Source organism: Sinobaca sp. TMA16-18 (assembly GCF_059510535.1).
Genome location: NZ_JCAKFM010000004.1, coordinates 299739 through 319857, shown reverse-complemented (window position 1 = coordinate 319857; position 20119 = coordinate 299739). Strand labels below are relative to the sequence as shown.

The following is a 20119-nucleotide window of genomic DNA, read 5'->3' as shown; positions in this document are numbered from 1 at the left end:
CTCTATACTATCGTTTAATCAGTTACGATATTAGAGGTATTATTTTTTTACTCATAATATAATAAAATAAAGGAGGAATTTAATGAAAAGACTAAAATTAGCCGTTATTTATATGGCTACATTCTTTGGCATGAGCACAGTAATGAGTTACATAATAGAAAATGAATTTGATCAAAATCTTGTGCTGGCACAAACGGTAGCGGGGCTGCTTATTGGAGTATTTTTAGCGCCGCAGTTCAGTGAAGCCGGCAGTGGCAAAAAGTCGCGAAAACAAGTTGTGGGAAAGTCCATAACCAATCTGATGTACCTTTTTTTGTCTCTTTTCTTAATCATATTGTGCTTGAATTTGATACAGGAATCGCCGGATTGGAAAACAACGGCATTTATGGGTGTGCTTTTGTTTATTACCTTTTTGGTTAACATGGTGTATAAACCTAAAGAGTAAAATTGAAGAATACTCCTGTCCTCAAACAAACCAGGCCGATGCCGCTACGCTTATTATGCGTGACGGCATCGGCCTGGTTTATTTTTTCAGGTAGCTTGCAAATAATAAGTCAATAAGCAGCATCAGCGTCGATCGTGCCGTAATGTCGTAGCCGGCGAAGTTTACTTTATCGACGGTCATACTTAAGTTCGTTTTCACGAGACGTCCCAGCGTGCAGTCGGAGGAGTTGATGATGGCGGCGGTGTCGACCATTTTGTAGGACAGCTTTTCGGCAGCCTGGACGAGCGTTTTGGTTTCGCCGCTCGTGGAGATGAAAAAAACAAGGTCGTTTGGTTTTACTATGTTTGGCAGCAGATCAATCATGTGGGATTCATACGTATAGTAGGTCTGTTTTCCCGTTTGCATTAAAAGCTTGCTGAAATACTCGGCGAGCATTTTCGAGAGGCCGACCCCGACAATAATGATCTGTTGGGCTTGTTTGATGCGGCTGCTTAACTTCTCCAGATCTTCCGGCTGAATCTTATCAAACGCATCGATGAATTCTTGTTTATACAGTGCCACCGGATCGTTTTCGGCCGCCGTGAGGTACTGATCCTTGTTTTTTAAAATGTATTTTAGTTCGGAAAACCCTTCAAGTCCGAGCTTGTGGGAGAGCCGGACAATCGTGGTCGTGCTCACATTGTTTACTTTTGCAATTTCGGTGAGGGAGAGCCGCATGCCTTCATGCAAGTGCTCGTCCATGTAGTACAGCACCTGTTTTTCAGTCGGTGTTAGTTTGGATAAATGATTGCCAAATTGATCCAGTAATGTCCCCATTCTTATTCCTCATTTCGGAGCTTGCCTTTTATTTAGTATAGCATTCCTTTTTTTAATCTGTACAAATATACAGAGACTGTACAAAAGCAGGGCCGCTTTATGTGATAAAACTATAGATAACGAATTGAAAGTGCTTTCATTAAATCACTGTTGATCGTTATGCTGCAGTAAAAACACGCAGCGATAGGAGCGAAAGTCCTTTTAATAGACGGGAGTGGGAGTTATGAAGTTAAGAAACATGACGCATCAAAATCTGGTGCTGTTTGATGTGGAAGCATCAACCAAACAACAGGTAATTGAACAGCTGATCACCGCTTTAAATAAAGAAGGGTACCTGGAATCCAAATCAGAATTCCTGGAAGCCGTCCTGGAGCGGGAAGAAATTTCTCCGACCGGGCTTGAAAGAGGACTGGCGATTCCGCACGGGAAATCGGCTGTGGTGAAAAAATCGGTCTTCGCTGCTGCCCGGCTGCGGACCCCGTTAGCTGACTGGGAAAGTATTGATCCGGAAAACAAGGTGCAGCTAGTGTTTTTACTGGCAATTCCGGAAGACGAAGCCGGTTCCACTCATTTAAAAGTATTATCTACACTGAGTACAAATCTTATGAAAGATGGGTACCTGGAAGGTTTGCTGGCTGCTGAATCACCGGACGCTTTTTTAACCCGTTTGGATGAAGAAAATAAGGAAGAACCTATAAAAGAAGGGACATACAGTAAAACGGTCGTCGCCGTTACAGCGTGTGCGACTGGAATTGCGCATACGTACATGGCTGCAGAAGCACTCGAGAAAGCAGGGCGGGAGCTTGGCGTACGTGTGATTGTGGAAAAACAGGGAGCCGGCGGTATTGAGGATGAACTGAGCGCCGAACTTATCGAAAAAGCGGATGCGGTGATTTTTGCCACAGATATTTCTGCAAAAAAGAAAGAACGCTTTGCCGGAAAGCCCTATGTGCAGACACGCGTAGCGGAACCGCTAAGAAAAGGCAAGGAGATGGTGGAGAACGCCCTGCATCACCCGCACGGCTTAGTGGAAAAAGGAGAGTCAGATGGCTCTTCCTCCCCACCTTCATCTGGAAACGGCTTTTTCAAAGATGCCGTGCAGGCGGTTATGACGGGAATTTCCTACATGATCCCGGTGATCGTGGCAGCAGGCTTAATGATGGGGATCGCAAAGCTTGGCGCGATGCCATTTGGGCTGGTAAATGAGCTGGGCAATCCGGAGTATGCGAGCCATTCCAACGAACTGTTTGTCATTCTGCACCATTTGGATAAGTTCGGTGCGTTGATCTTTACGTTTATGTATCCTATCTTTGCCGCCTTTGTAGCGTATTCACTGGCCGATCGTGTCGGGCTCGTAGCCGGGTTTATCGGCGGCGCTTTTGCAGGAGGACTGCACTATACGTTCTGGGGCATTGAAGAAGGCGTGCCATCTGGTTTTCTGGGAGCATTGTTTCTTGGACTAGCTGCGGGTTATATTGCCCGCTTTTTGAACCAGAAAATCAAGCTGAATAAAAATTTCCAGGCAATGAAGCCGATGTTTCTGATTCCGGCTCTCAGCGTTCTGTCTATCTTTTTCCTAAATTTCTATTTGGTCGATCCATTGTTCGGCGGGTTGAATGTCGTGCTTCGGGATTGGATTGAAGCGGCTCAGGGGACAGGTGACGTGGTCCTGTCATCCATTATTGCTTCGGCGACCGCCTTTGATTTAGGCGGACCGGTTAATAAAGCGGCCGGCGCCATCGCGATTGGATTGGCCGCCGACGAAGTGTATCCATTGACTGCCCGGGTGCTGGCGATTGTTATTCCGCCGATCGGCCTTGGGCTGGCGACCGTGCTTGATAAGTATGTGGTTGGCCGCCGTGTATTCCCGGCTGACCTCCGCGTCGCTGGAAACACGTCGCTGCTGCTTGGCTTTCTCGCTATCAGTGAAGGAGCAATTCCATTTATGCTCCGCAACCCGATTATTACGATTCCGATCAATATCATTGGAGCTATTCTGGGAGCTACTACTGCTGTACTGCTGGGCGCCGTGCAATGGCTGCCGCTTCCTGCCATCTGGGGCTGGCCGCTCGTGGAAAACCTGTGGGCGTATCTCCTTGGACTTGTAGTCGGCTGCGGCTTTATCGCATTTACCAATATTTTTGTCCGCTTCTCGCTCGAAAAACGAAAAGAAAGACGCTCGGCTTAAACGAGAGAGGGAGCATCTTGAATAAAGAAGCTCCCTGTTTCTTTTATACTGCGATCCATTTGGGAGGAAATAAAAATGAAACAGAAAAAAGTATATGTAGTGCCGCATTCCCACTGGGACCGGGAATGGTACTTTACGATAGAAGATTCCAACCTGCTGTTGGTTGAAAACATGGACCGCCTGCTTGACGTAATGGAAAACGATCCCGCCTATACAGGCTACGTGTTCGATGCGCAGTCTTCGATTATCGAGGAGTACCTAAAGATTCGTCCGGAAGAAAAAGAGCGGCTGGGACGGCTTATCGAGGCCAGGCGGATTTTTGCCGGGCCCTGGTACACGCAGGCGGATTCCCTGCTCGTACATAGGGAGTCATTGATTCGGAACCTCTTGTACGGCACAAGAATCGCAGAAAAGATGGGCCACAGCATGAACGTAGGCTACCTGCCGGACATATTCGGCCAGAACGGCTATCTGCCATCGATCTTTCAGGAGTTTGACCTGGACTACAGCATTCTGCAGCGGGGGATTTATACAGACCAGCTGAAGAACAATTTAAATTTTATATGGCAGTCTCCGGACGGAAAAAGCATTAAAACGAACAATCTCTACTATGGCTACGGTCCCGGCAAATTTCTGGCAGCGGACGAGACTTACAGGAAAGAACGACTGCTGCCGATTTTAGCGAAGCTGGAACAGTTTAACCAAAGCACTGATCATCTGTTGCTGCCGGCAGGAGGAGACCAGGTGCTCGTACGTGACCATTTTCCTGCCACGGTGAAGGCTTTAAATGACACCGATGACCGATATGAGTATGTGCTGTCGGATTTTGAAACGTTTATGAAAGAAACTTTTGCTGAAGAAGGTACGTTTACCAATGTGATTGAAGGCGAACTGATTGCCACCCAGAAATCGCGCATCCACCACACCATCCGCTCGCAGCGCTGTGATATCAAAAAACTAAACGCGGAAGCGGAAGAAAAGATCATTTATCAGCTGGAGCCGTTGGCGTCTATCGCCGCTGTCCTGGGCATCCGCTACCCTGGGCTCTGGCTCGATGACATGTGGAAAATGCTGTTTGATGTTCATGCGCACGACAGCATCGGCGGATGCAATTCTGATGACACAAACCGGGAAGTCGTGAACCGCTTAACCAAAGTAATCCGGTTAGCGGATGGCTGCCTGAACCTGATCAAAAAACAAGTAACCGAAGCGGTAAGCCGCCAGACCGGAAGGGAATCTATTTTTATTGTCTTCCACCTGCTGCCAAAACAGTTTGAAGGCGCACAGAAAGCCGTCATTTTTACAAAAGAACAGGCGTTTACCATCAAGAACATGAACGGCCGGGTAATTGAAACGGATCTGTTGAACCAGGAATTTATAAGCGGGGGTAAAACGATTGTAGTCACCGCGGACGGAGAAAAACAGGTGGACGCCCCCGGCTATTACCGGAATGAAATGCTGCTGCAAAATCTTTCCCTGCCGGCAATGGGATGGGAAGCGTTTGAAGTAATCGATGGGGCGGCGGAAGAGGAAGCCCAGATTAAATCCCCTGCTTCTCATTCAATAGCAAACGAGCATCTGCGTATTACAAATAAAGACGGCGCTCTGCAGCTGACCGTCCAAGCAACCGGGCAGAACATTGAGGACTTTGTGCATTTTGAAAATGTAGCGGATGCCGGAGACTCTTATGATTTTTCCCCATTGGAGCACGACAACCCAATCCTGTCCAAACAGGCCCACTCTGTTCATACAGAATTTAGAAGCGGGGTGGAGTGGATGGACGTGATCCACACTTTGACGGTGCCGGCTGATCTGGATAACCGGATCAAAGGCAGCTGTGTCACAGAGCTTACGGTCAAATCTCAATTCGAGCTTCGCAAAGGAGAGCCGTTTATCCGGGTGAAGCACGTCGTGCATAATGAAGCAAAGGATCACCGGGTAAGAGTGCTGCTGCACACCTCAGTAAAAGAGGCTGCGTCTTCGTTTGGCGACCAGGGCTTCAGCCTGATGGAGCGGCCGACAGAAAATCCATACATGAAAAGCTGGAAAGAAGACCAGTTTGCAGAAGCTCCCATGCCGATCTATCCGCTGGAAACTTTTGCAGGCGTCAGCAGCAGTGAAGTAACTGCAGCGGTGATAACGAAAGGAATCAAGGAGTATCAGGTACTGAAAGATTCAGGAGAGATTGCCCTGACCTTGTTTCGGAGTGTCGGTCTGCTGGGCAAAGACAATCTTGCCTGGAGACCGGGACGGGCATCGGGGATTAACAATAAAGTCGTGACCACGCCTGACGCGCAAATGCAGGGGGAGCTGACATTCAACTATGCGCTTTACGTCGGTCCGGGAAACACAAAAGAAGCACTGTTTGCAGCAGCGTCCCGCTACCATAATCACCAGGTGAGCTACCAGAAGCAGACGCTGAATTCCTTTGAAGAACGGCTGGACCGCTTTGAAATTCCGTACCCGGTTAACAGCCTGCCTGCAGCTTTCAGCCTGTTTACGGTATCCAACGACCAGGTCATCTTCAGCTCGATGAAACAGGCGTATGACGACCAATCGCTGGTCGTTCGGTTGTTTAACCCAACGAAGGAAGCGCAGACGTTTCAATATTCCGGGGAATGGATTGAATCCATGGCCCTGACTACGTTAAATGAAAAAAACGAACAGCCGGCAGAAGAGAGTATTCTGATAGAGCCGAGAGGATACCGCACCCTTAAACTTCGCGTAAAGGAGAAAAAAGCATGAGTTTTTCCATTCAGGCAGAACAGTATTTGAAAACAATCTACGGGGCAGCGTATGACAAAATCCATCTGCAGCAAATCAAATCTCTTGTGGAGAAATGGAAGGCCGAACCCTGGAAACCGCAGGCCCCGGTAACTGAGCGCAACGTGTATCTGATTACGTACGGAGATATCGTCCAGAAAGAAGGGGAGGTCGCTTTAAAAACGTTACACACGTTTCTTAGATCCCAGGCGAAAGAGGAAATTACGGATGTGCACCTGCTCCCGATGTTTCCGTATACGTCGGACGATGGTTTTTCTGTTACAGACTACCGTTCCATTGACCCAAAGCTCGGGACGTGGAAGGAGATCGAACAACTCTCAGGAGACTACCGGTTGATGTTTGATTTTGTGGCCAACCACATCTCCCAGTCAAGTGAGTGGTTTCAAGGGTATCTAAGAAATGATCCAGTCTACCAGCATTACTTTTTTTCTCCCGATGTCGACTTTGATACGTCAAACGTGGTCCGCCCGCGCACCAGTCCGTTAATCCATGAATACGAAGGAGGAAAAACGGCCTGGACGACTTTCAGCCGGGACCAGGTGGATATGAATTTCAGCCATTTTCCTGTCCTGTTTGAAATGACGACCATTCTGCTCGAGTATGCCAGACGCGGGGGCACGAGCATTCGGCTGGATGCGATCGGGTTTATGTGGAAACAATCAGGCACGAGCTGTATTCACCTTCCCCAGACCCATGCCATTATTCAACTATGGCGCGAGATTCTGGATGAGCTACAGTTAAACACGTTGCTAATCACAGAAACCAACGTCCCGCATAAAGAAAACATCAGCTATTTTGGTGACGGGGAAAATGAGGCGCATATGGTCTATCAGTTTACCCTGCCGCCGCTCGTGCTGCACTCGTTTACAACCCACAGCGCCGATACTTTGACCCAATGGGCGAAAACGATTAAAAAAGTGTCGGACAAAGCGGCCTATTTCAATTTTCTCGCCAGTCACGACGGCATCGGTATGCGACCGGCAGAAGGAATTCTAAATGACCGGGAAAGGCAGGCATTAGCTGATAAAGTTATTCAAAATGGCGGCCGCGTCTCTTACAAAAGCAATCCGGATGGCTCCGAAACGCCTTATGAGCTCAATATTAACTACATGGATGCACTCATTAATCACGAAGAAGACCTGGAAGAGGAGCAGCACATCCAGAAAATGCTGGCGGCTCATTCTATTTTGTTTTCTGTTTCAGGGGTGCCGGCGGTTTACTACCACTCCCTGCTAGGCTCGGGAAATGATCACGACGGCTTGGAAACATCCGGTATCAACCGTCGCATTAACCGGGAAAAGTTTAATAACGAAACGCTGACGGCTCAATTAGAAACATCTTCCCGCAGACGGAGCGTATTTAATGGGATGAAAAAGTTAATCCGAACCAGACAGCAGGAGTCTGCCCTTAATCCCTTTGCCAATCAGGAGGTGCTTGAACTTGATCCGCGGGTGTTTGCCGTGAAAAGAAAAAATTCTCAGACTGGTGAAGAATTGACCGCTGTGGTAAATACGTCGAACGAACCTGTTGAAGTGCGCCTTCCTTACGGCGGGCGTGACCTTTGGAGCGGCAGCGAGTACGGTGAAACGGTTATGCTGACAGGGTATCAGTTTGTATGGATGAAAAAATAACGAAGATAGATTAAACCTTAAACGCCTTACCACCGTTTAAGGTTTTTTGGTTACCGTACCGGTTGATAGATGTGGATTTTGATATGATAACAATAAAAACATTTAAAAATATTTTTTTATAAAGGAGGAATTACCGATGGGGAAATCCATTCGGGAAGATGCCTTACACCAGCTGTCTTTTTTCACTGGTGAATGGGAGCTGGAAGTAATCCACCCGCACCTGGGTGCCATTTCCGGCCGGACAGTATTTGAGTGGATGGAAAGGGAGCAGTACATGATGCAGCGCATCCGTATTGATCAGCCGGACTTCCCGGGCAGTACGATCGTTTATGATTATGACGTGGAGACAGGCACGTACCTGCAGCATTATTTTGATTCGCGGGGCGTAACGCGTCTCTACCAGATGAGCCTGGAGACTAATACGTGGAAGCTGTGGAGAGAGGTTTCGGACTTTTCCCCGTTGGATTTCTCCCAGCGCTTTACAGGAGAGATCAATGCATCCCAGGACGTTATCCAAAGCACCTGGGAAAAAGCATACGACGGGGTGACCTGGGAGCATGATTTCAGATTGATTTATAGAAAAGTTTTGTAACGAAAAAATGCTGAAAGCCAAAAAAGATCTCTTATTGACGTGTTTCAATAAGAGATCTTTTTTGCTTCATAAACCGTTGCAGCGTCCCATAGTCATTCCCGTTTTTTAATTGTTTCTCCTGGAATGAGCACCGGCTGGTAATAGGTTTCGTTAGGCAGGTCTTTATGGTTTTTTAGTTTTTTAATAATCCAATCGGCTGCCTCCCGTCCCATCTGTTCCTGGGGGTGGGTTAGCGTCGATAATTTAATATTGGCCGTTTTCGCAATATAGGAATTATCCTGGCCGATAATGGAAAGGTCATCCGGAATGGAGATGCCGAGCTTCCTGCATACCGTCACCACCTCTAACCCCACCTCATCGTTATAACAGACGAGCGCGGTCAGTGCCTCTTTATTTTCAGCCAAAAACGTTTCCAGATGGGTATGCAGTTCTGCTTTCGTTTCTGTATTGAACGAGAGTACATGCTCCGGCTGAAACTGCAGCCTGTATTCCCCGAGCGCTTTGATATATCCTTTCATTCTATACTTTCCCTGCAGATCATCTGTCTTGGAAATGAGCCCGATCTGCGTATGGCCTTTGGAAATCAGCTCTTTCGTGGCGAGGTAGCTTGACTGCACGTCATCCAGGCAAAAGAAGGGCACCTCTAATTCTTCATAGTGCGCATTAATCATAACGAACGGAATTCCCTGTGCCTTAAACGATAAGTAGTAGGAAAGGTTGGGGTTGTACAGATTGCTTTTCGTCGGCTCCACGATCAGTCCGTTTACGCCAAAGGACAACATCATTTCCAGCGCTTTCTTTTCCTGCGCTGCGTCGTTGTTAGTACTCGCGAGAAGCAGGGAATAGTTTTCCTCATTTAATTTACCTTCCACTCCGCGGATGATGGAAGGGAATATATAATCCGAAATATACGTCGTGATCACGCCGATTATTTTATTGTTGGCAGTCTCCCGGGACTTTACCTGGTACTGGTCGCTCACATACGTGCCGGAGCCTTTTTCACTTCGTAAATAGCCTTCGTTCGCCAGTTCAAGAATAGCCTTGCGTACCGTATGGCGGCTGACCTTATACATGTCCTGCAGGACGGATTCAGTAGGGATTCGTTCGCCGGCCTCGTAGTCGCCGGTAAGGATGTTGCTTTTTATATCTTCAAACAGCTCCTGGTATTTTGGTTTCATCGGCTCACATCTTTCTGTAAAGTTGGTTCGTATAAGTAGCAGCTGGAACGATTTGTATGGACATATTATATCGCGGCAGTGATTAAATGAAAAGTTATCCTAAAGTCACGACTAAAAAATACACTCGAAATGGATACCACAGCGGATCCATTTCTTTTTTTGTATTTTTAATTTGTTCGTATAAATAATATTAATATTGACATATGTACGTACAAAAAATACAATGAACGTATTAAAAGCGTTGAAATTTTTATGTTTTTTTGAAATCGCTGTCAATAAGGAGGGGTATGTGATTGCAAATTCATTAGATACTAAACGTGCCATTACGGAAGGAAACACTTCACTTGGAATAGAATTCGGATCCACCCGTATTAAAGCGGTATTAATGACTAACGATTTTGACGTGATCGCGTCGGGGAGTCACGAATGGGAGAATCTTTTCATAAATGGTTATTGGACGTACAGCTTGTCGGATATTACGGCCGGCATGCAGGCAGCCTACAGGGACATGACAGAGCAGGTGGAAAAGAAGTACGGAATACCTGTGCAGGTGATTGGTTCTATCGGAATCTCCGGGATGATGCACGGCTACATGGCATTTGATCAAGCAGGTGAACTGCTTACGCCGTTTCGTACGTGGCGCAACACGACTACCGGTGTCGCAGCCGGGCAGTTAACCGATGCATTTCAATTCAACATCCCGGAGCGCTGGAGTATTGCCCATCTTTACCAGGCGGTTCTGGATAAAGAGGAGCATTTGGAGCACGTTGATTTTATGACGACGTTATCCGGATACATTCACTGGCTGCTGACCGGGACGAAAGCAATCGGCATCGGTGAGGCTTCGGGGATGTTTCCGGTAGATGCTGCGACGCAGGATTATAACGATTCAATGATTAAAATGTTTGATGAGCTTACAGACCAATACTCCTGGACCATCAAAAATATTCTTCCTCCCATCTATACGGCAGGAGAGCAGGCAGGGACGCTGACACAAGCCGGAGCCGGAATGCTGGATGTATCGAAAAAGCTGCAGCCGGGTATTCCGTTCTGCCCGCCGGAAGGGGACGCAGGGACCGGGATGGTGGCGACAAACAGCGTGAGGCAGCGTACCGGCAACGTGTCTGTAGGCACGTCCGTATTTGCCATGATCGTGCTGGAAAAAGAACTTCAAAAGGTCCTGCCGGAAATTGACCTGGTCACAACGCCGGCCGGCAGACCGGTCGGCATGATTCATGCGAATAACTGTTCAAGCGATATCAACGCCTGGCTGACGTTGTTTAAAGAATTCTATGAGGCGATGGGCCACACGGTGGATATGAATACCGTATTTGAGGTCATGCTGAAACAGTCACTGCAGGCCGAACCGGACGGCGGGGGAATGGTCAGCTACGGCTATTTCTCGGGTGAAACGATTACAGGGTTTCAGGAAGGACGGCCGCTGCTGGTCCGTTCCCCGGAGAGTGATTTCAACCTAGCAAACGTCATGCGAGTACATCTGTATACTGCTTTTGCCGTATTGAAAATAGGCATGGATATTCTGGCTGAAGAAGAAAATATCGCCATTGATAAAATACTGGCTCACGGCGGTTTATTTAAAACACCGCTCGTCGGCCAGAAAATACTGGCGGCTGTAATGAATGCTCCGGTGTCCGTCATGAAAACGGCAGGCGAAGGCGGGGCATGGGGAAGTGCGGTTCTTGCCTCGTATATGATAAACAAAGATCAACAGGAAAGCTTGGAAGATTTTCTTGATAACAAAGTGTTTGAAAGCGTAGAGGAGCAGAAGGTTTATCCAGAGGAAACGGATGTGAAAGGATTTGAAACATATATCGAAAGGTACAAAAAAGGATTAGCGGTGGAACAGGCAGCGGTAGATCATGTAGCAGGAAACGGGAGGAGTTAATGTGTTGGAAAAACTGAAACAAGAAGTATTTCAGGCGAACCTGGATCTGCCTAAACACGGATTGGTAAAACACACGTGGGGAAACGCCAGTGCCATTGACCGGGAAACAGGGTTGTTTGTAATTAAGCCGAGCGGCGTGGAGTATGCAACGCTGAAAGCAGAAGATATGGTAGTCGTTGATTTGAATGGCATCACGGTAGAAGGAAAATTGAATCCTTCCTCAGACACAGCGACGCACGCAGCCCTGTACAGGCATTATCCGGAAATTGGGGGCATTGCACACACGCATTCCACCTGGGCAACCATCTGGGCGCAGGCAGGCCTTGATGTGCCGGCGATGGGAACGACGCATGCCGACACGTTTTACGGCTCCGTTCCCTGCGCCCGCCAGTTAACAAAAGAAGAAGTAGACCGCGGATACGAAGAAGAAACCGGAAATCTGATTATCGAAACGTTTGAAGAACGCGGGCTCGATATTCTGGCCGTGCCGGGCATTTTAATTCACGGCCATGCCCCATTCACATGGGGGAAAGATGCAGCGGCAGCGGTTCTGAACAGCCTTGTGCTGGACGAAGTAGCGAAACTGAATTTGTACACACGGGAATTAAATCATTTTGCCAAAGAGCTGCCGCAGCATATTTTAGACAAACATTATTTACGAAAACATGGAGAAAATGCCTATTACGGACAGAAATAATTTAATTTAACTAGAGAAAAGAGGAATACTATGCCGAAGGAATTTTGGTTTGTCGTAGGTTCGCAGCATCTTTACGGAGAAGAGGCGTTAGCCAAAGTGAAAGCAAATGCCCAAACAATAACGGATGCGTTAAATGAAAGCGGCGTGCTGCCATATCCGCTGGTGCTGCAGGACCTGGCGATGAGCGCAGATAACATCACAAACATAATGAAAGAAGTGAACTATCAGGATAAAGTGGCCGGTGTTATTACGTGGATGCACACTTTTTCCCCTGCGAAAAATTGGATCCGCGGTACGTCGTTATTACAAAAGCCATTGCTCCATCTGGCCACCCAGTTCAATGAAAAAATTCCCTGGGATACGATTGATATGGACTTCATGAATCTAAACCAGTCAGCCCACGGGGACCGCGAGTACGGCTTTATCAATGCCCGCTTGAACAAAAAAAATAAAGTGGTCGTCGGCTACTGGGGACGAAAGGACGTGCAGCGGCAGATTGCTGAATGGATGGACGTCGCCGTAGTGTACAATGAAAGCTTTAACACTAAAGTCGCCCGTTTCGGGGACAATATGCGCCACGTCGGCGTAACCGAAGGGGACAAAATAGAAGCGCAGATTCAATTTGGCTGGACGGTGGATTACTTTGGCATCGGGGACCTTGTGGAGTATGTGAATGCGGTTAAAGAAGAAGAAATAACGGCTTTATTGGAAGAATACCAGGAATTGTATATATACGAGTATGGGTCATATAAAAAAGAAGACTGGGAAGCGAGCGTCAAGGTACAGGCAGGGTATGAGATCGCGATCAGGCGTTTCCTGGAGGACGGGGGCTACAACGCTTTTACAACAAATTTTGAGGATTTACATGGCATGAAGCAGCTTCCGGGTCTTGCTGTGCAGCGTTTGATGGCGCAGGGCTATGGGTTTGCAGCTGAAGGAGACTGGAAAACCGCGGCTCTCGACCGTCTTCTCAAAGTGATGAGTCACAACCAGTCAACCGGCTTTATGGAAGACTATGTATATGAGCTGTCTGCCGGACAGGAGTCCGTGCTTCAATCACATATGCTTGAAGTGGACCCAACCCTGGCAGCAGGTAAACCAAAAATTGTCGTATCCAGACTGGATATCGGCGGCAGAGAAGATCCGGCGCGTCTGGTCTTTGATGGAAAAGCAGGCGATGGTGTAGTTGTCTCCATGATAGACCTTGGTACGCACTACAAGCTGTTAGTTAACGAAGTGTCTGCATTTGAGCCGGACGTTTCCGCGCCCAACCTTCCAACCGCCCGCGTGCTCTGGGACATTAAGCCGAATTTTCAGGACGGCGTTAAAGCCTGGATTGAAAATGGCGGCGGCCACCACACCGTCGTGTCGCTGAACCTGACGACAGACCAAATAGTAACCTACGCAAAACTTGTCGATCTGGAATGTGTTGTTATTAAGTGATACCAGCACCACCCATCGTAAAGAAACCAAAGACGCTTCGGCGTCTTTTTTTTGCGTGTTTTTCTGCAATAGGATGTATAACACGTATTACTTAGCAAAGAAGACGCAATTATATAATACAGAACACATAGTTAGAATACCGTTATGTAATCGCTTACTATAATGAGGTTATATCAAATCGAACTAACGAAAATAACGAGAGGAGGAAGAGTATAAAATTTTGTGCTCTCATTAACCGAATACTTTTTCGTGCTCTTCATCTATATCGTTAAAAAAACTATACGATTTCCATCAGGCGGCCGGGTATACAAGACAACGGATCAATCTGCAGGCGGATACGAATGTTGATTTAAAAAATGATACCGCTGTCATACGGGGGTTTCTTAATATCAAAAAAATGAAATTTATCATTTTAGAATAGGAGAAAAAAATGGAAGCGATAAAAAAAGAAGAAATGCAGCCTCAAAAACAGATGAATCAAAGGGAGATGCCTTTCAAGCAGTTATTGGGAGACGGTATTGGACAGTTTGGTATGACACTGCTTGGTACGCTGACAGCCGTCCTGCTGTTTTATTATACCGACGTAGTTGGTATATCTGCAGGGTTAGTTGGTACATTGCTTCTGGTGGCTCGTTTTTCCGATGGCTTTACGGATTTATTCATGGGTAACGTCATTGATAATACGAAATCAAAGCACGGAAAAGCACGTCCGTGGATACTCTGGATGGTCTTTCCGGCTATGATAGCAGCCATCGCCCTATTTAATGTACCGGATATTGGTTCTACCGGCCAGGCTGTTTATATACTCGTAACCAATATTATATTTTTCTCTATCTGTATGACCATTTTAACGGTGGCGTACTTTTCACTAATGGCCCTTACGACTAGAAATCACCATGATCGTTCCTTATTAGGAATAACCCGTGCTCTATTTAATGTTCCTGCCGGAATGATCATGAGTGCCGGTCTGATTCCAATTCTCGCAGCATTCGGCGGCGGCCAGCAGACGTGGACGATTGCCATTATCGTTATCAGCAGCATCGCAGTAGTGACATTATTGATTACGTTTAAAACGTCGAAAGAAGTTGTAACCTCGGTTGAAAGATCAGAGATTGAAAGAAAGATTCCGTACAAAGAGAAAGTGAAAATCTTATTTAAAAACAAATATTTAGTTAAATTACTGTTGACCGGGATTTTTATCAATACATTATTTAACATCAACACAGCGGCGGGCGTTTATTACGCTATATACATCTGGGAGGATGTTAACCTCGTAGCGGTGATAGGCGGAGTAACCTTTCTGCCTTTGATTTTTGTTTTGTTTCTGCTTCCTCCTATTATTAAGAAATTCGGAAAAAAGCATGTCATTATAGCGGGTTCCATTATGGGGATCGTTGGTAACTTTGTCCGGTTAATTGATCCGTATAGTATTTCCATCGGCTTGACCGGCATGCTGATCGTTTCGATAGGGCTGGTTCCTTTAATTGCACTCATAGGGCCAATGATTAACGATACGATTGAGTACGGGGAATGGCAGTCCAATGTCCGGATGGAAGCGACTGTAAATGGATTCAACAGTTTCGTAACAAAAGCCGGAGTTGGTATAGGAACGGCTATCGTTGCATGGTCTCTTGCTTTTGGGGGATATGCCGAAGGCCAGGCCGCTCAGCCTGACTTAGCCAATCATATGATTATCGCTATGAACACGTACATTCCAGCCATACTGTATGTAATTATGATCATCTCCTTAGCCCGTTATGATCTGTATAAAATCTATCCGTCCATTATTGCCGATCTGGAAAAACGAAATAACCAGACGGAATAAGACATTCATATCGAAACGAATTTTTGTTATCTCAAAATAAATATCAAATACGTACATTATTTTATTAATTTGACTAATGGGAAGGGATTTAATCGTGAAAAAACATGCATTTCATCTTGACTGGGAGTTTAAGAAGGAAGAAGCAGCCGAGTGGACCTCCATCGTATTGCCTCATGATGCGATGCTGGCGGAAACGAGAGATCCCGAGTGCGGAAACGGAGCCAACACCGGCTATTTTCCCGGGGGGAAGTATCTCTACCGGAAGAAATTTAAGGTTGAGGAAAAATGGAAAGCGGAACATTTTATGTTGGAATTTGAAGGTGTCTACTGCAGCAGCGAGGTATTTATTAATGGAAAAAAGGCGGGAGGACACCGCTATGGCTATACCAATTTCTATATAAACATTACCGATTTCATTTACACAGACCTGGATAAATACAACGAAATACTCGTTAAAGTAGACAATTCCAAAGAGCCGAACAGCAGATGGTATACAGGCAGCGGCATCTACCGCCCTGTGCATTTATTTACCGGAGGCCGGGCGTATATTCCCCCAAACAAAGTGAAGGTTACAGCGGAGACGGAAGACATTGCTGTAGAAACACGTTATATATCAAACAATGAGAATATAAGCGTGCATACGGAGATACTTCATAATAATGAATTGGTTGTAACGTCAAGCACGATGGAAAGCGGTGTGCAGCTGTTACATGTTCCGCATGCTAATAAATGGAGTGCGGAGTCTCCGAATCTATACCGCTGCCGCATTTCGTTACTGGAAGATGGAGAACTGCTTGATAGCCATGAAACAGAATTTGGTATTCGCAGCATTTCGGTCAGCGCCCGAAATGGTTTACGTATTAATGGAGAAGAAGTGAAGCTGCGGGGTGCCTGCATTCATCATGATAATGGCATCCTGGGCGCAGCTACGTATGAAGATGCGGAAAAAAGGCGGATCAGCATTTTAAAGGAAGCTGGCTTTAATGCAGTACGGGCCGGCCACAATCCTTTATCCAAAGCCATTCTTCAGGCCTGTGACCGGTACGGGCTCTATGTTATCGATGAGACATTTGATCAGTGGTATATTCCTAAAACGAAATACGATTACGCTTCCATATTTGAAGAAGACTGGGAAATGGACACGACGGCGATGGTGGAAAAAGACTATAATCATCCATCTGTCATTATGTATTCAATAGGCAATGAAGTCAGCGAAACAATAGATGAGAGAGGAATTGAGCTTACTGAAAAGCAGGCGGACAAGGTACGTGAACTTGACCCGACAAGGCCCGTCACGATTGGAATCAACCTTTTTCTAAATGGTTTCGCAAAGCTTGGAATGGGCATTTACAGCGAAGACAAGATAGACAAAAAGGAGAAAAAACCCAAAAAGTCCCAAAAAGAAAAAAAGAAGCAGGCGAGCGGAAGCGAATTTATTAACAATATGATGACCGCAATGGGGTCATTTATGAATAATTTCGGACGTCTGCCTCTTGTGGACAAAGCGACAAGAGATGCTTTTGCAAAAGTGGATGTAGCCGGCTATAACTACGGCAGCGGACGCTATAAGATGGAGCGGAAAAAACATCCGGATCGTGTAATAGTAGGAAGTGAGACATTCCCGGGCGACTTAGCTAAAAACTGGGAAATGGTGAAGAAATACCCTTATCTCATAGGTGATTTCATCTGGACCGGGTTTGATTACCTCGGAGAAGCCGGGTTGGGTGCCAGTACGTATCCAGGGCAGAAAAACAGCAACCCGAAGCCATATCCGTGGCTGTTATTTGGCGGCGGTGTGATTGATATAACAGGTTACCAGACACCGCAGGCCGCTTACAATAAAGTGGTCTGGGGACTGGTGAATCATCCAATCATTGCCGTGGAGCCGGTTCATTATTATCCGGACAAACCGATCGAGTCGATGTGGCGCCATTCGGATGGAGCAGCGAGCTGGGCCTGGGATCATTGTGAAGGAAAAAAAGCGACGGTGGAAGTATACAGCGCAGCCCCGCAGGTAGAACTTCTTTTGAATGGAAAATCGATCGGTACTAAAAAAGCCGGCGAAGCAAATAAATATAAAGCCGTCTTTAAAAACATTTCCTATGAAGCGGGAACCTTGACAGCTGTCAGCAAAGATAAAAAAGGTAAGGAGTTATCGACTAATTATTTGAAGTCGGCTGATGACAGTTTAAAGTTACGCGTTGAGGCAGAAAGAAGTGCGCTGCATGCCAACGGCCAGGATCTGGGCTATATAAATATTGCCTTTACAGACGATCAGGGAATCGTGAAGGTGCTCGAAAACAGAACGATAACAGTTGAAGTGGAAGGACCCGGAGAATTGATTGCCTTCGGCAGTGCCAACCCATATACAGAGGAGAGCTTCTTGACCGGTTCGCATGCGCCATACCGGGGACGGGCACAGGCCATTGTTCGTGCCGCTGTAGATCCCGGGACAATAAAAGTATACGTTACGGCGGAAGGCTGCGAACCGGCAGAAGTGCAGATAGCGGTGAATGAATCATGGACCGTTCATAAAAGAGAAAAAGTTTTAGTTGAATAAAATATGAGGAGAGGTAATGTGACCACCCAAAAAAGCTATCAAATAACCCCGCAAAAACCAATTTCATCCGGATTCAGCAAAGGTTCGACCGCAGCTGAGGTGCTGGAAGGCATTGATCTGACCGTTAAAACGGTTATTGTCACCGGCGGATATTCCGGCATCGGGATTGAAACGACACGCGCTCTCGCGGACAAAGGGGCGACGGTTATCGTCCCTGCCAGAAGCGTAGATAAGGCTGAAACTTCTTTAAAAGGTATTCCTAACGTGGAAATTGAAACGCTTGATCTAATGGATCCCGGGTCTATTGATGCGTTTGCAGACCGTTTTCTTGATTCGGAACGGCCGCTTGATATTTTAATTAATAATGCCGGCATTATGACACCGCCATTGATGAGAGATGCAAGGGGCTATGAGTCTCAATTTGCGACCAACCATTTAGGGCACTTTCAATTGACCGCACGTTTGTGGCCGGCTTTGAAGCAGGCAGACGGTGCACGGGTCGTTACCCTCTCTTCGGCTGCTCATATGTATGGGGGCATTGATTTTGAGGATCCTAACTTTGAACACCGCGAATATAACAAGGGGCTGGCCTATGCTCAATCAAAATCGGCCAATGCACTGTTTACGGTAGCCCTTGATAGGTTCGGTTATGAGAATAACATCCGCGCGTTCTCTGTACATCCCGGCGGAATTAAGACAGAGCTGTTTCGATATATATCAGAAGAAGAAGCCGGCGATGGAGGCATTACTGATTTTAAAACAGAGGAACAAGGGGCTGCAACGAGTATATGGTGCGCGACTGATCCTCAGCTGAATAACAAAGGCGGCGTGTACTGCACAGATGCCGATATTGCTGAAGCGGCGTCTTCTATGGATGATATGCCGAATGCTGTCTTTCAACATGCTGTTGATCCTGATCTCGCAGAACGCCTGTGGAAGCTCAGCGAAGCGTTAACCGGTGCAGCGTTCAGCGATTGATGGTTTGGATTAGGCAAAAAAGTGTGTACGGATTTTAATACCTGATAAGAAGAGGTGGTAAGAAAATGAGCAGACTATTGGAAGGCAAAACAGCTGTAGTTACAGGATCAGGGCAGGGCATTGGAAGAGATATTGCACTCTGCATGGCAAAGCTTGGAGCAAAGGTGGTTACTAACAACCGCAGGCCGGGATCTTCCTTGAATGCTTTTGAAAAAACGTCGCTTCAATTTAACGATGAAGAGCGTGAAGAGCTTCAGAAATTTAAAGGAGATGCGCAGACAACAGCCGATGAAATTAATCGATCAGGCGGAGAAGCTGTTCCTTTTTACGGGGACGTTAGTGATTTTAAGACAGCTGAAGAAATGGTCCAAACAGCAGTGGATCATTATGGACGTATCGATATTATTGTAAATAACGCCTCGTCGAACTGGGTAGGAAATATTATGAAAATGGACGAAGAGTTATGGGATACCAGCGTCGCTTCGAAACTGAAAGGGGCATTTAACCTGATGCACCACGCCCTTCCCTACATGAAAGAACAGGGATTTGGACGCATTTTAAACTCTTCGTCAGACGCATTTCTTGGGCTGGAAGGCTATGCGGCCTACGGTGCTGCCAATGCCGGACTGGTGGCTCTTTCAAAAGCGGCAGCAAAAGATGTGGCCGGTCACGGCATCACGGTTAATGCGTATACCCCGCTTGCTAAAACACGTGCATGGTACAACGCTGTTGCCACGTACAGGCTTCAGGGCGTTTCTAAGGAACAGGTGGAAGCAGCAGCTCCTGAGGCAATGAAAGAAACACCCGAAGGGATGGTGCCATTTTTGGCTTATCTTGCATCCGACAGCGCCGCCGGTATCTCCGGTTACTTATTCAAGCTTGCTGCCAATGGGGAAATAGGCGTCTGGTCGGATTCTGAAGTTATAAACGAAATCAAACAAGCTGACGGTATCTGGACAATCGACGAACTGGAAAAACGGGTGCCCGGGGAACTGCTCAAACATGCAAAAGAAAACGAATCAAAACTGCCTTTGAAATAACAGACAGACCGCCAGCAGTATTTATTATAATTGGAG

The 20119-nt window shown here is 46.7% G+C and carries 14 protein-coding genes; 12 read left to right on the top strand and 2 right to left on the bottom strand.

Going from position 1 to position 20119, the window contains the following annotated elements; all coding sequences use genetic code 11:
* Positions 1 to 82: 82 nt before the first annotated feature.
* Positions 83 to 445 (top strand): hypothetical protein, encoded by a 363-nt coding sequence (locus tag AC5W14_RS09965; RefSeq protein ID WP_496194278.1) that lies wholly within the window; start codon positions 83 to 85, stop codon positions 443 to 445.
* 78 nt (positions 446 to 523) lie between these two features.
* Here the strand turns inward: AC5W14_RS09965 and AC5W14_RS09960 are convergent, their stop codons facing one another.
* Complete coding sequence (locus AC5W14_RS09960; protein ID WP_496194277.1) at positions 524 to 1261, bottom strand: MurR/RpiR family transcriptional regulator; 738 nt, start codon at positions 1259 to 1261, stop codon at positions 524 to 526.
* A gap of 223 nt (positions 1262 to 1484) precedes the next feature.
* On the opposite strand from AC5W14_RS09960, the gene AC5W14_RS09955 reads away from it, so the two are divergent.
* The 4 genes from AC5W14_RS09955 to AC5W14_RS09940 all read left to right on the top strand — a co-directional run bounded on the left by AC5W14_RS09955 (position 1485) and on the right by AC5W14_RS09940 (position 8456).
* Positions 1485 to 3449 carry a fructose-specific PTS transporter subunit EIIC gene (locus AC5W14_RS09955; RefSeq protein ID WP_496194276.1) on the top strand — a complete coding sequence of 655 codons (1965 nt, stop codon included), beginning with the start codon at positions 1485 to 1487 and terminating at the stop codon, positions 3447 to 3449.
* 75 nt (positions 3450 to 3524) lie between these two features.
* Positions 3525 to 6194 carry a glycoside hydrolase family 38 N-terminal domain-containing protein gene (locus AC5W14_RS09950; protein WP_496194275.1) on the top strand — a complete coding sequence of 890 codons (2670 nt, stop codon included), beginning with the start codon at positions 3525 to 3527 and terminating at the stop codon, positions 6192 to 6194.
* On the top strand, positions 6191 to 7864 hold the full coding sequence (locus AC5W14_RS09945; RefSeq protein ID WP_496194274.1) for an alpha-amylase family glycosyl hydrolase: 1674 nt from the start codon (positions 6191 to 6193) through the stop codon (positions 7862 to 7864). Before AC5W14_RS09950 ends, AC5W14_RS09945 begins: the two co-directional genes overlap by 4 nt.
* 136 nt (positions 7865 to 8000) lie before the next feature.
* A complete protein-coding gene (locus AC5W14_RS09940; RefSeq protein WP_496194273.1) occupies positions 8001 to 8456 on the top strand; it encodes a hypothetical protein in 456 nt (151 codons plus the stop codon).
* 92 nt (positions 8457 to 8548) lie between these two features.
* Here the strand turns inward: AC5W14_RS09940 and AC5W14_RS09935 are convergent, their stop codons facing one another.
* Positions 8549 to 9634 carry a GntR family transcriptional regulator gene (locus AC5W14_RS09935; protein WP_496194272.1) on the bottom strand — a complete coding sequence of 362 codons (1086 nt, stop codon included), beginning with the start codon at positions 9632 to 9634 and terminating at the stop codon, positions 8549 to 8551.
* 289 nt (positions 9635 to 9923) lie between these two features.
* Here AC5W14_RS09935 and AC5W14_RS09930 point away from each other — a divergent pair, with 289 nt between their 5' ends.
* The 7 genes from AC5W14_RS09930 (at position 9924) to AC5W14_RS09900 (ending at position 20083) form a co-directional block, all read left to right on the top strand.
* Complete coding sequence (locus tag AC5W14_RS09930; RefSeq protein ID WP_496194271.1) at positions 9924 to 11540, top strand: xylulokinase; 1617 nt, start codon at positions 9924 to 9926, stop codon at positions 11538 to 11540.
* Position 11541: 1 nt separating this feature from the next.
* Positions 11542 to 12237 (top strand): L-ribulose-5-phosphate 4-epimerase, encoded by a 696-nt coding sequence (locus tag AC5W14_RS09925; protein ID WP_496060182.1) that lies wholly within the window; start codon positions 11542 to 11544, stop codon positions 12235 to 12237.
* 30 nt (positions 12238 to 12267) lie between these two features.
* On the top strand, positions 12268 to 13680 hold the full coding sequence (araA, locus tag AC5W14_RS09920; RefSeq protein WP_496194270.1) for an L-arabinose isomerase: 1413 nt from the start codon (positions 12268 to 12270) through the stop codon (positions 13678 to 13680).
* A 430-nt stretch (positions 13681 to 14110) separates the two neighbouring features.
* Entirely contained in the window at positions 14111 to 15505 is a 1395-nt protein-coding gene (locus AC5W14_RS09915) for an MFS transporter (RefSeq protein WP_496194269.1), read from the top strand.
* Positions 15506 to 15599: 94 nt separating this feature from the next.
* Complete coding sequence (locus AC5W14_RS09910) at positions 15600 to 18065, top strand: glycoside hydrolase family 2 TIM barrel-domain containing protein (protein WP_496194268.1); 2466 nt, start codon at positions 15600 to 15602, stop codon at positions 18063 to 18065.
* Positions 18066 to 18083: 18 nt separating this feature from the next.
* Entirely contained in the window at positions 18084 to 19043 is a 960-nt protein-coding gene (locus tag AC5W14_RS09905; RefSeq protein ID WP_496194267.1) for an SDR family NAD(P)-dependent oxidoreductase, read from the top strand.
* 65 nt (positions 19044 to 19108) lie between these two features.
* Entirely contained in the window at positions 19109 to 20083 is a 975-nt protein-coding gene (locus tag AC5W14_RS09900; RefSeq protein WP_496194266.1) for an SDR family NAD(P)-dependent oxidoreductase, read from the top strand.
* Positions 20084 to 20119: the final 36 nt, after the last annotated feature.